Source organism: Streptomyces europaeiscabiei (assembly GCF_001550375.1).
Classification (GTDB): Bacteria; Actinomycetota; Actinomycetes; order Streptomycetales; family Streptomycetaceae; genus Streptomyces; species Streptomyces europaeiscabiei.
This window is the reverse complement of sequence record NZ_LRTR01000421.1, coordinates 1-11,453: the sequence shown is the minus strand read 5'-3', so window position 1 is coordinate 11,453 and position 11,453 is coordinate 1. Positions and strand designations below refer to the sequence as shown.

The following is an 11,453-nucleotide window of genomic DNA, read 5'->3' as shown; positions in this document are numbered from 1 at the left end:
CGCAACGCCCCGGCGGCGCCCCGGCGTGGGCTGGTGGCGGTCGTCGCCGCGGTGCTGCTCGTCCTCGGCGTGGGCGGGGGCGTCTGGTACATCAACTCTGGCCAGTTCACGCAGGTCCCGGCCGTGCTGCAGCAGAGCAGGGCGGACGCCACCAAGCGGCTGGAGGGCGCCGGGCTGGACGTCGACGTCGAGCAGGCGTTCAGCGACACCGTGAAGCGCGGCAGGGTGATCAGCACCGACCCGGCGCCCGGGGAGCGGATCCGGGACAACGACACCGTGACGGTGACGATCTCCAAGGGCCCGGAGACCGTGAAGGTACCCGATCTGAAGGGGTACCGGCTGGACGCCGCGAAGAGCAAGCTGAAGGAAGCCGGGCTCGAACCGGGCCTGGCGACAAGGGAGTTCAGCGACGAGGTCATCCGGGGCCAGGTGATCAGCACCCAGCCGGGCTCCGGCACCGAGATCTCCTCGGGCACGGCCGTCCGGCTCGTGGTCAGCCGGGGCGCCCCGGTGGAGCTGCCCGAGCTGTCCGGTGCCTCGGTCGACGACGCCACCGCCGAGCTGGAGGAGGCCGGCCTCAAGGTGGAGCTCGCCTCGAAGGAGGTCAACTCCGAGTTCGACAAGGGGCTCGTGGCCGAGCAGTCGCCGGGCGCGGGCAAGCAGGTCGGCGTCGGCGACACCGTCACCCTGACGATCTCCAAGGGCCCCGTGCTGGTCGAGGTCCCGGACGTGGTGGGCGACAGCGTCGACGAGGCGACCCGCAAGCTGAAGGCCGTCGGCTTCGAGGTCGAGGAGGACCGGGGCATCCTCGGATTCTTCGCCGACGAGGTGAAGGGCCAGTCGGTGGACGGCGGCGGCACGGCCCCCAAGGGGTCGGAGATCACGATCGAGATCGGCTGACCGACCCGGCCCGGCCGTTCGGGATCGCCCGACGGCCGGGCCGCAGCCGTTCGAGATCGGCGCCGGCCCCCTGGACCGGCAGTGCAAGGTCGGCCGTGCGGGAGTCGCCGGGAGCAGACGCGTCCGGACGGCAGTTGCCGGAAACAGGGCGTCCGGGCGGAAGTTGCGGAAAACCATGGCGTCCGGGCGGCAGCCGTCGAAGCTGCCGGTCTGGCGCCCTGGTTCGCGTGACACCCTGGTGCCGTGAGCACTCAGCGGTCCTCCGGCCTCTCCGACCCGTCCTCCAGCCCCTCCAGCCCCTCCGGCCCGTCCCGGAACCCCGTCGGCGGGCACATCCCCGTCGCCGGTGGCCTGAACTCCGTCGGCCTGACGTACGCCCGGGATCTCGGGGCCGAGACGGTCCAGGTCTTCGTCGCCAATCCGCGCGGCTGGGCGACGCCGACCGGGAACCCCCGGCAGGACGAGGAGTTCCGGGCGGCCTGCGCCGAGGAGTCGATCCCCGCGTACGTGCACGCGCCGTATCTGATCAACTTCGGGTCGCACACCGAGGCGACGGCGGAGAAGTCCGTGGAGTCGATGCGGCACTCGCTGCGCCGGGGCAGGGAGATCGGCGCGCTGGGCGTCGTCGTGCACACGGGGAGCGCGACCGGCGGGCGGGACCGGTCGGTGGCACTGAAGCAGGTGCGTGAGTATCTGCTGCCGCTGCTGGACGAGTTGACCCACGACGACGACCCGTATCTGCTCCTGGAGTCGACGGCGGGCCAGGGGGCCTCGCTCTGCTCGCGCACCTGGGACTTCGGGCCGTACTTCGAGGCGCTGGACTCCCATCCGAAGCTGGGCGTCTGCCTGGACACCTGCCACATCTTCGCGGCGGGGCACGACCTGACCGGCCCGAACGGTATGCACCAGACGCTGGACCTGCTGGTGGACACCGTCGGCGAGGGCCGGCTGAAGCTGATCCACGCCAACGACTCCAAGGACGTGGTCGGCGCCCACAAGGACCGCCACGAGAACATCGGCTCCGGTCACATCGGCGAGGACCCGTTCCGCGCCCTGATGACCCACCCCGCCACCGAGGGCGTCCCCCTGATCATCGAGACACCCGGCGGCAAGGAGGGGCACGCGGCGGACGTGGAGCGCCTGAAGAGGCTCAGGGACGGCTGACGCCCCGGCCGCGGGGCCGTCACAGCTCGGGGCCGTCCCCCGGCTCCTCCTGGTACGAGTAGCGCTGTTCCTGCCAGGGGTCGCCGATGTTGTGGTAGCCGCGCTCCTCCCAGAAGCCGCGGCGGTCGGCGGTCATGTACTCGATGCCGCGGACCCATTTGGGGCCCTTCCAGGCGTACAGGTGGGGGACGACGAGGCGGAGCGGGAAGCCGTGCTCGGCGGTGAGGAGTTCGCCGTCCTTGTGGGTGGCGAAGATCGCGCGGTCGTCGGCGAAGTCGGCGAGGCGGAGGTTGGAGCTGAAGCCGTACTCGGCCCACACCATCACATGGGTGACCTCGGGGCCGGGTGGCGCGGTCCGCAGAATCGTGCGGGCCGGGATGCCGCCCCATTCCGCGCCGACCATGCTGAACTTCGTCACGCAGTGCAGATCGGCCACCACCGAGGCGTACGGCAGGGCGGTGAACTCGTCGTGGGTCCAGGAGTGCTTCTCGCCGTCGGCGGTGGCGCCGAAGACCCGGAAGTCCCAGCGCTCCGGGCGGAACTTGGGGACGGGCCCGTAGTGCGTGACCGGCCAGCCGCGCTGGAGTCGCTGTCCCGGCGGAAGCTGCGACGACGCCGCGTTCTCAGATGCGCGATCTCCTGATGCGCGTTCCACCGGCTGACCCATGACTCCATCCTGACAGACCTGGGGTGGTGCACATGACCAGGGTCCACCCGACCCGGACATTTAGAACTAAGGCTGCACTTACTTACTAAGCTTGCACTTACTGGACGATCTTCGGCAGCGGTGCAATCATCGCGGCGCAACCTCCCCATTCCCCGCTTGGTAAGGAGCTTCCGCGATGCAGGGCGACCCCGAGGTCATCGAATTCCTCAACGAGCAGCTGACCGCGGAGCTCACCGCGATCAACCAGTACTTCCTGCACGCGAAGATGCAGGAGAACTTCGGCTGGACGAAGCTCGCGAAGTACACGCGTCACGAGTCGTTCGACGAGATGAAGCACGCGGAGGTGCTCACCGACCGGATCCTGTTCCTGGACGGGCTGCCGAACTACCAGCGACTGTTCCACGTCCGCGTGGGCCAGACGGTCAAGGAGATGTTCGAGGCCGACCGGCAGGTCGAGGTCGAGGCGATCGACCGTCTCAAGCGCGGCATCGAGGTGATGCGCAACAAGGGTGACATCACCTCGGCGAACATCTTCGAGTCGATCCTCGCGGACGAGGAGCACCACATCGACTACCTCGACACCCAGCTGGAACTGCTGGAGAAGCTCGGCGAGGCGCTGTACCTCGCGCAGCTGATCGAGCAGCCGGAGAGCTGAGCTACGCCGCTTCCTCGAGCTCGGCGAGGACCGACCCGACCTGGTCGGCCGGCTCACGGCGCGGGCAGGCGCCCCTGCCGAGGATCGCCTGGATCCGGCGTACGCATGAGCCGCAGTCCGTGCCCGCCTTGCAGGCCGACGCGATCTGACGAGGAGTGCAGGCGCCGTCCGCCGCGTGCTTCTTGACCTGCTGCTCGGTGACGCCAAAGCAACTACAGACGAACACGCGGTTCACCTCCCGCCGGATCGGTACAGGACGCCATCCCGAAGATCGGTGAGGCTAACCTAACCTTACCCGGCGGGCCGGGACCGCAAAAGTGGAGTGGGGCGCGGATCGTATGTGATCCGCGCCCCACTCCATTCAGCTGTCACGGCTGTCACTAGTCGCGGTACAGCTCCGCGACCAGGAACGCCAGGTCCAGGGACTGGCTGCGGTTGAGCCGGGGGTCGCAGGCGGTCTCGTAGCGCTGGTGCAGATCGTCGACGAAGATCTCGTCGCCGCCGCCCACGCACTCCGTGACGTCGTCGCCGGTCAGCTCCACGTGGATGCCGCCCGGGTGGGTGCCGAGGCCCTTGTGGACCTCGAAGAAGCCCTTGACCTCGTCGAGCACGTCGTCGAAGCGGCGGGTCTTGTGGCCGGAGGCCGCCTCATAGGTGTTGCCGTGCATCGGGTCGGTGATCCACGCGACGGTCGCGCCGGAGGCGGTGACCTTCTCGACCAGCTCGGGCAGCTTGTCGCGGACCTTGTCCGCGCCCATGCGCACGATGAAGGTGAGCCGGCCGGGCTCGCGGTCCGGGTCGAGGCGCTCGATGTACTGCAGCGCCTCCTCGGCCGTGGTCGTCGGGCCGAGCTTGATCCCGATCGGGTTGCGGATCTGCGAGGCGAACTCGATGTGCGCGTGGTCCAGCTGGCGGGTGCGCTCACCGATCCACACCATGTGCGCGGAGACGTCGTACAGGTGCCCCGTGCGCGAGTCCACGCGGGTCAGCGCCGACTCGTAGTCGAGCAGCAGCGCCTCGTGCGAGGAGAAGAACTCGACGGTGCGGAACTCCTCCGGGTCGGTCCCGCAGGCGTGCATGAAGTTCAGCGCGCTGTCGATCTCACGGGCGAGCTGCTCGTAGCGCTGGCCCGACGGGGACGACTTCACGAAGTCCTGGTTCCAGGCGTGCACCTGGCGCAGGTCGGCGTAACCGCCGGTGGTGAAGGCGCGGACCAGGTTGAGCGTGGAGGCGGAGGCGTTGTACATCCGCTTCAGGCGCTCGGGGTCCGGGATCCGGGCGGCCTCGTTGAAGTCGAAGCCGTTGACCGAGTCGCCCCGGTACGTCGGCAGGGTCACGCCGTCGCGGGTCTCGGTGCCCTTGGAGCGCGGCTTGGAGTACTGCCCGGCGATACGGCCGACCTTCACGACCGGCACGGAGGCCGCGTACGTGAGGACGGCGCCCATCTGGAGCAGCGTCTTCAGCTTGTTGCGGATGTGGTCGGCCGAGACGCCGTCGAAGGCCTCGGCACAGTCGCCGCCCTGGAGGAGGAACGCCTCTCCCTTGGCGACGGACGCCATCCGGGCGCGCAGCTGGTCGCACTCGCCCGCGAAGACGAGCGGCGGATACGACTCGAGCTCCGCAACGACTGCGCGCAGAGCCTCGGTGTCGGGGTACTCGGGCTGCTGCGCCGCGGGCAGGTCTCGCCAGGTGTTGCCAGCGCTCGCGCTGGACTTAGCGTTCACGGTCACGACGTCCACATTACGGGGTCGTGTCGGGCGTCCATCCCCTTGCTCATCAATTGAGACGAACCCCGCTCGATCGGAGCGGGGTTCGTCGGGTCGGTATTCGTCGGGTCGGTGTTCGTCGGGTCGGTGGCGTGGGCCAGCGTCAGTGCAGGTTCATGACCGCGCTGTCGTCGAAGCCCACGGCGAAGACCGTGCGCAAGGAGAGGTTGTCGGCGTTGTCGTAGCCGTCACAGGCGTTCTTCTTCTCGTCCGGCTCCTCGGTGGCCTTGAACTCGTGGGGGAAGCTCGTGCGCAGGCTCGTACCGGGGCAGATGTGCTCCGTCAGCCCCCACAGCTCCTCCACCTGGTCCGCGCCGAGCTTCGGCCAGTAGCTCAGGGCCTGCGGCGTGCCCACCGCCCAGTTCCCGTTGGCGTACACCGTCTCGCCGACCGTGCGGTTGCACGCGGTGGTGGCCCGGGTGTCGCCCACCCAGGTGCGCGAGAACACGGCGGGCTGGAGGGCGCACCCCTTGTGGAAGGCGAAGTTCAGCAGCCCGGCACTGTCGGTCCAGGTCATGCCGCCCTGCAGTCCCACATAGCGGGACGCGGCGTACGCGTCCTGGATCACGGTCTTGCCGCCGGACATGTTCAGCAGCCCGGGATAGGTCGAGGAGCTCGTCGGATTGAGCTGGTAGCGCACCACCCGGCCGCCCGCGGCGCTGCCGAACCACTCGCCGGTGACCAGCTTGTACGGGCTGCCCCCGGACTTGTCGAGGGAGAGCCAGGAGTAGCACAGGGAGTCGGCGTCGGGCGTGCCGTTCACGGCGTCCGCGTCGCACGCGCCGGAGGGCGGCGGGGAGGCCTGCTTGTAGTAGTGGACCTGCGGCAGCACGTACGGGTAGCCGCAGGCGCTGGACTTTCCGGAGCTGTCGATGCCGTAGGAGTTGAGGTCGGAGCCGTAGGTGTCGACCTTGCCGAGCTTGTTGATGTCGAAGACGCGGATGCCGTTGGAGGTGTCCGTGACGTAGATGTGGTTGCCGTACCAGACGATGCCGCCGCCGTGGCCGGTGACGAACTTGAAGTCCGCGCCGCCCTCCGTCGGCTCGACGAGCAGGATGTGGCGGTACTTCTTGGTGTCACGGTCGATGAGGGTGAGCTTGAGCAGGTTGTTCGTCCTGCATTTGTCGTTGGCCTCGTAGTCGCCGGCCGCGTTGGTCTTGAACGTCTCGTAGTGCCAGGCGACCGCCGTGACGCGTTTGTCCTGGATGGCGCCGTCGGCTCCGTCGGCGGTGCCGGTGCTGCTCATCCCCTGCGGCCACCAGCGCGGAGTGGCGTCGTCGCCGTGCGCCGAGGACCAGCACCAGGCGACCTTCCTGTTCACCGGTGGCAGGGCCTTCGTCTCGTCGCCGGCGCACGCGCGCATGGTGCGCAGGTTCGTCCAGGGGTCACTCGCCCCGGAGGAGTCCTTCGTGTAGTCGGTGGTGACGACGTCCGCGAGGTCGGCGTCGTCCAGGTTGCCGTCGAGGGTGGTCGCGGCCGACACGGTGCTCGTATCGGTCATCTTGAACCTGTCGCCGCCGAGCGTCAGCTTCGTCACCACCGGCTCGTCCGCGGCCGCCGCGGGTTGTCCGGTGAGCCCGGCGAACAGGGCGGCCGCCGCCGCGACGAAGGCCAGGGGCCTCATTCTCCGTACGAGTGACACACTCGCCCTTCCGTATCCACAAATCGTCTAGAACATGTCAAAGAACGAACCGAGAGTGATCATAAGGAGACCCTCCGACGCGATCACGTGAGTTCACGGGAGATGTCCGGTAAGGTGCCGCGCATGTTCGCGCACTCGATCCAGAACTGGTGGTGGACCGCTCATCCGGCGGCCCACTGACTGCGCGTACGCAAGACTTCGCGAAGGCCGCCCGAGGGGCGGCCTTCGGTGTTTCCAGGGCCCGGCCGCTCCTCCCCGATCACCGCGACGACCGTGATCCCCCAGGGAAGAGGAACCCATGGACCTGACCCGGCTCCTGTCGGACGACCGCCCGTTCGCCCTGCTGCGCCGCCGCACACCCGGCCTCCACGACCACGACACGGTGGAGTTGCTCATCGGCCCGGTGACCACGTGCGAGCGGCTCGTCGACATCCCCGACGAGGGGCTGGCACTCGTGCCCTTCCGGCAGATCCGCGAACGCGGCTTCGACGTCCGCGACGACGGGACGCCCCTGTCGGTGCTGGTGCCGGAGGAGTCGTTCGAGCTGCCGCTGGACCGGGTCCTCGCGGAGCTGCCCGCGCATGACGTCCGGGTCGAGGACGGGGGCTTCGACGTGGACGACGAGGAGTACGCGGAGATCGTCGGCCGGGTGCTGCACGAGGAGATCGGGCGGGGCGAGGGCGCGAACTTCGTGATCCGGCGGACGTACGAGGGCACGGTCCCCGGCTTCGGCCGCGCCGACGCGCTCGCGCTGTTCCGGCGGCTGCTGGAGGGCGAGCGGGGCGCGTACTGGACATTCGTGGTGCACACCGGTGAGCGGACCCTCGTGGGTGCCAGCCCCGAGGTGCACGTCCGGATGTCCGGCGGGACGGTCGTGATGAACCCGATCAGCGGGACCTATCGCTATCCGGCCGAGGGGCCGGCACCGGAGGACCTGCTGGCCTTCCTCGCCGACGGCAAGGAGATCGAGGAGCTCTCGATGGTCGTCGACGAGGAGCTCAAGATGATGTGCACGGTCGGTGACATGGGCGGGGTCGTGGTCGGGCCCCGACTGAAGGAGATGGCACACCTCGCGCACACCGAGTACGAGCTGCGCGGGCGGTCCTCGCTGGATGTGCGGGAGGTGCTGAAGGAGACGATGTTCGCCGCCACGGTCACCGGGTCGCCCGTGCAGAACGCCTGCCGGGTGATCGAGCGGCACGAGGTGGGCGGGCGCGGGTACTACGCGGGGGCGTTGGCGTTGGTGGGGCGGGATGCGGGAGGGGCGCAGACCCTGGACTCGCCGATTCTGATCCGTACCGCCGACATCGCGGCGGACGGGCGGCTGAAGGTGCCGGTGGGGGCCACGCTCGTCCGGGGGTCGGATCCGGCGGGCGAGGTCGCCGAGACGCATGCGAAGGCGGCGGGGGTGCTGACGGCCCTGGGGGTACGGCCGGGGCGGCCCGGCCCGGAACGGGTGCGGCCGGTTCTGGCGGACGACCCTCGGGTGCGGGCGGCGCTGGACGGGCGGCGGGGGTCGCTGGCGCCGTTCTGGTTGCGGATGCAGGAGCGGACGGCCGAGCTGACGGGGCACGCACTCGTCGTGGACGCCGAGGACACGTTCACCGCGATGCTCGCGCATCTGCTGCGGTCGTCGGGGCTGGAGGTGACGGTTCGGCGCTACGACGAGCCGGAGCTGCGGGAGGCCGTGCTCGCGCACGAGGGGGTGGTGGTGCTGGGGCCCGGACCCGGGGATCCCGGCGATCTCGACGATCCCAAGATGCGGTTTCTGCGGTCGCTGACCGCGTCGGTGATCCGGGAGCACCGGCGGGGGGTGCTCGGGGTGTGTCTCGGGCACGAGCTGATCGCGGTCGAGCTGGGACTGGAGATCGTCCGGAAGGAGGTCCCCTACCAGGGGGCGCAGACCGAGATCGATCTGTTCGGGCGCCGCGAGACCGTCGGCTTCTACAACAGCTTCGTGGCGCGTTGTGACGACGGTGCGGCGGCGGAGCTGGCCGCGCACGGGGTGGAGGTCAGCCGTGGTGAGGGTGGGGAGGTGCACGCGCTGCGGGGGGCCGGGTTCGCGGGGGTGCAGTTCCATCCGGAGTCGGTGCTGACGATGGACGGGGTGGCTGTGGTGCGGGAGCTGGTGGCGGGGGTCCAGTCCCTGCGGGCGCTCTAGGGTCGCGGGTCGGGTGCGGGTCCAGTGCGGGTCCGGTGGGGGCTGGTGGGGGCTGGTGGGGGCTTCTCGCGCAGTTCCCCGCGCCCCTAAAAGCACCAGGACCCTGCGGGCCTGAAAAGCAGGGGGCGCAGCCCCTGCTTTTCCAGGGGCGCGGGGAACTGCGCGAGAAGCCCCACCGGACCCGCACCCGCCGACGAACCGAACCCCCCACCCCCTCCCGCGCCCGCCTCAGCCGAAGAAGACGCCGACCTCCTCGTAGAGCTTCGGGTCGACCGTCTTCAACTTTGCCGTCGCGTCGGCGATCGGGACGCGGACGATGTCCGTCCCACGGAGGGCGACCATCTTGCCGAAGTCCCGGTCGTGGACGGCGTCGATCGCGTGGAGGCCGAAGCGGGTGGCGAGCCAGCGGTCGAAGGCGGAGGGAGTGCCGCCGCGCTGGACGTGGCCGAGGACGGTCGTGCGGGACTCCTTGCCCGTGCGCCTCTCGATCTCCTTGGACAGCCATTCGCCGACCCCGGAGAGGCGGACGTGGCCGAAGGAGTCGAGTGAGCCGTCCTTGAGGACCATCTGGCCGTCCTTCGGCATGGCCCCCTCCGCGACGACCACGATCGGCGCGTACGAGGCCTTGAAGCGGGACGTCACCCAGGCGCACACCTTGTCGACGTCGAAGCGCTGTTCGGGGATGAGGATGACGTTGGCGCCGCCGGCCAGGCCGGAGTGGATGGCGATCCAGCCGGCGTGCCGGCCCATCACCTCGACGACGAGGACCCGCATGTGGGACTCGGCGGTGGTGTGCAGGCGGTCGATCGCTTCCGTGGCGATGCCCACGGCGGTGTCGAAACCGAAGGTGTAGTCGGTGGCGGAGAGGTCGTTGTCGATCGTCTTCGGGACGCCCACGCACGGCACCCCGTACTCGTCCGACAGACGCGCGGCCACACCGAGCGTGTCCTCGCCGCCGATGGCGATGAGTGCCTCGACCTCCTGCTTGGCGAGGTTGTCCTTGATGCGGCGGATGCCGTTCTCCTGCTTGAGCGGGTTGGTGCGCGAGGAGCCGAGGATGGTGCCGCCGCGGGGCAGGATGCCGCGGACGGCGGGGATGTCGAGGCGGACGGTGTCGTTCTCGAGCGGACCCCGCCAGCCGTCCCGGAAGCCCACGAAGTCGTAGCCGTACTCCTGCACGCCCTTGCGGACGACGCCCCGGATGACGGCGTTGAGCCCGGGGCAGTCGCCGCCTCCGGTGAGTACTCCGACGCGCATGGAAATGTCCCTTCGCCGCAGTTGCCTGGTGAAGCCACGCTAGTAGTGATCCAGGTCACTTCGGCATGTACGGGAAGTCAATTCCGGCGAATTACCGCCGATTGAGGGTGAGTTGATCAGAGTTGATCAAATCGCCTTCACTCTATGGGGTGATTCGCGGCGTTTACTCGTCGTCGAGACCGCGCTCTATGGCATAGCGGACCAGTTCCACCCGGTTGTGGAGCTGGAGCTTGCCGAGGGTGTTCTGGACGTGGTTCTGGACCGTGCGGTGCGAGATGACGAGGCGTTCGGCGATCTGCTTGTAGCTCAGCCCCTTCGCGACGAGCCGGAGCACCTCGGTCTCGCGGTCGGTGAGCTGCGGCGCCCTGGGCTCGTCGGCGCCCGGCGCGGGGGCGGGCTCGGAGGCGAGGCGGCGGTACTCGCCGAGGACCAGGCCCGCGAGGCCGGGGGTGAAGACGGGGTCGCCGACCGCGGTGCGGCGTACGGCGTCGGTCAGCTCCTCGGTCGAGGCCGACTTCAGCAGGTAGCCCGTAGCACCGGACTTCACCGCCTCCAGAACGTCCGCGTGCTCCCCGCTCGCCGACAGGACCAGCACCCGCAACGCCGGGTTCGCGCCCACCAGTTCCTTGCAGACCTGCACCCCCGGCTTCGCGGGCAGGTTCAGGTCCAGGACCAGGACGTCCGGCGCGGCGGCGTGGGCGCGCCGTACCGCCTGCTCGCCGTCGCCCGCCGTGGCGACCACGTCGAAGCCGGCCTCGGCCAGGTCACGGGCGACGGCGTCGCGCCACATGGGGTGGTCGTCGACCACCATGACCCTGATCGGACCGCTCCCGCCGGACTGTGCCCGTCCGTCCGCCGGCCCGCCGTTCCGCACGCTCTCCACGCTCTCCGTCACCGCTTCTCCGCCTTCCCCCGTACGCCCTTCGGCCCTTCCTGGGCCCTGGGCACCTTCAGTTCGACTTCCGTGCCCTGTCCGGGCACCGAGATCAGTTCGGCCGTGCCGCCGATGTCGCGCAGCCGTCCCCGGATGGAGAGGGCCACTCCGAGCCGTCCCTCGCCCTCGGCCTGGGCGAGCCGTCCCTCGGGGATGCCGGGGCCGTCGTCCCGTACGGTCACGATGATCTCGTCCGGCCAGTCCTCGACCAGGATCCAGGCCCGCGCCCCGTCCCCGGCGTGTTCGCGCACATTGTCCAGGGCGGCGCCGACGGCCGCCGCCAGCTCCCGCGCGGCCCGCGGGGCGA

General features: G+C 69.7%; 12 protein-coding genes. 5 read left to right on the top strand and 7 right to left on the bottom strand.

The genetic code is table 11. From position 1 onward, the window contains the following. Together AWZ10_RS20305 and AWZ10_RS20300 are read left to right on the top strand one after the other, a co-directional pair. A partial coding sequence (locus AWZ10_RS20305) for a Stk1 family PASTA domain-containing Ser/Thr kinase (protein WP_159058306.1) occupies positions 1 to 900 on the top strand: 900 nt, incomplete at its 5' end. 243 nt (positions 901 to 1,143) lie between these two features. Next, complete coding sequence (locus AWZ10_RS20300) at positions 1,144 to 2,064, top strand: deoxyribonuclease IV (protein WP_060891744.1); 921 nt, start codon at positions 1,144 to 1,146, stop codon at positions 2,062 to 2,064. A 19-nt stretch (positions 2,065 to 2,083) separates the two neighbouring features. Here the strand turns inward: AWZ10_RS20300 and AWZ10_RS20295 are convergent, their stop codons facing one another. Next, positions 2,084 to 2,731: a sulfite oxidase-like oxidoreductase gene (locus tag AWZ10_RS20295; RefSeq protein WP_046709445.1), complete on the bottom strand. Its 648-nt coding sequence runs from the start codon at positions 2,729 to 2,731 to the stop codon at positions 2,084 to 2,086. Between the two features lie 175 nt (positions 2,732 to 2,906). On the opposite strand from AWZ10_RS20295, the gene bfr reads away from it, so the two are divergent. After that, positions 2,907 to 3,386 carry a bacterioferritin gene (gene bfr / locus AWZ10_RS20290; protein ID WP_046709444.1) on the top strand — a complete coding sequence of 160 codons (480 nt, stop codon included), beginning with the start codon at positions 2,907 to 2,909 and terminating at the stop codon, positions 3,384 to 3,386. A gap of 1 nt (position 3,387) precedes the next feature. Here bfr and AWZ10_RS20285 read toward each other — a convergent pair whose 3' ends face one another. The 3 genes from AWZ10_RS20285 to AWZ10_RS53770 form a co-directional block, all read right to left on the bottom strand. After that, positions 3,388 to 3,621, bottom strand: coding sequence for a (2Fe-2S)-binding protein (locus AWZ10_RS20285; RefSeq protein ID WP_046709443.1), 234 nt, complete (start codon positions 3,619 to 3,621; stop codon positions 3,388 to 3,390). Positions 3,622 to 3,766: 145 nt separating this feature from the next. Further along, positions 3,767 to 5,116, bottom strand: a complete 1,350-nt coding sequence (locus AWZ10_RS20280; protein WP_046709448.1) for a class II 3-deoxy-7-phosphoheptulonate synthase — start codon at positions 5,114 to 5,116, stop codon at positions 3,767 to 3,769. A 139-nt stretch (positions 5,117 to 5,255) separates the two neighbouring features. Further along, the gene (locus AWZ10_RS53770) at positions 5,256 to 6,776 is read right to left on the bottom strand and encodes a hypothetical protein (protein ID WP_244172527.1); all 1,521 of its coding nucleotides are present in this window, start codon (positions 6,774 to 6,776) and stop codon (positions 5,256 to 5,258) included. Between the two features lie 120 nt (positions 6,777 to 6,896). Between AWZ10_RS53770 and AWZ10_RS55760 the strand changes: the two genes are divergently transcribed. Beyond that, complete coding sequence (locus tag AWZ10_RS55760) at positions 6,897 to 6,974, top strand: trp operon leader peptide (protein ID WP_371584335.1); 78 nt, start codon at positions 6,897 to 6,899, stop codon at positions 6,972 to 6,974. 118 nt (positions 6,975 to 7,092) lie between these two features. Next, the gene (locus AWZ10_RS20270; protein WP_060891743.1) at positions 7,093 to 8,955 is read left to right on the top strand and encodes an anthranilate synthase family protein; all 1,863 of its coding nucleotides are present in this window, start codon (positions 7,093 to 7,095) and stop codon (positions 8,953 to 8,955) included. 228 nt (positions 8,956 to 9,183) lie between these two features. On the opposite strand, the gene AWZ10_RS20265 is transcribed toward AWZ10_RS20270, so the two are convergent. The 3 genes from AWZ10_RS20265 to AWZ10_RS20255 form a co-directional block, all read right to left on the bottom strand. Further along, the gene (locus tag AWZ10_RS20265) at positions 9,184 to 10,212 is read right to left on the bottom strand and encodes a 6-phosphofructokinase (protein ID WP_037693435.1); all 1,029 of its coding nucleotides are present in this window, start codon (positions 10,210 to 10,212) and stop codon (positions 9,184 to 9,186) included. Positions 10,213 to 10,375: 163 nt separating this feature from the next. Beyond that, a complete protein-coding gene (locus AWZ10_RS20260; protein ID WP_046707286.1) occupies positions 10,376 to 11,023 on the bottom strand; it encodes a response regulator in 648 nt (215 codons plus the stop codon). Positions 11,024 to 11,103: 80 nt separating this feature from the next. Beyond that, positions 11,104 to 11,453: ATP-binding protein (locus AWZ10_RS20255; protein ID WP_244172526.1), on the bottom strand; the 350-nt coding region annotated here is incomplete at its 5' end.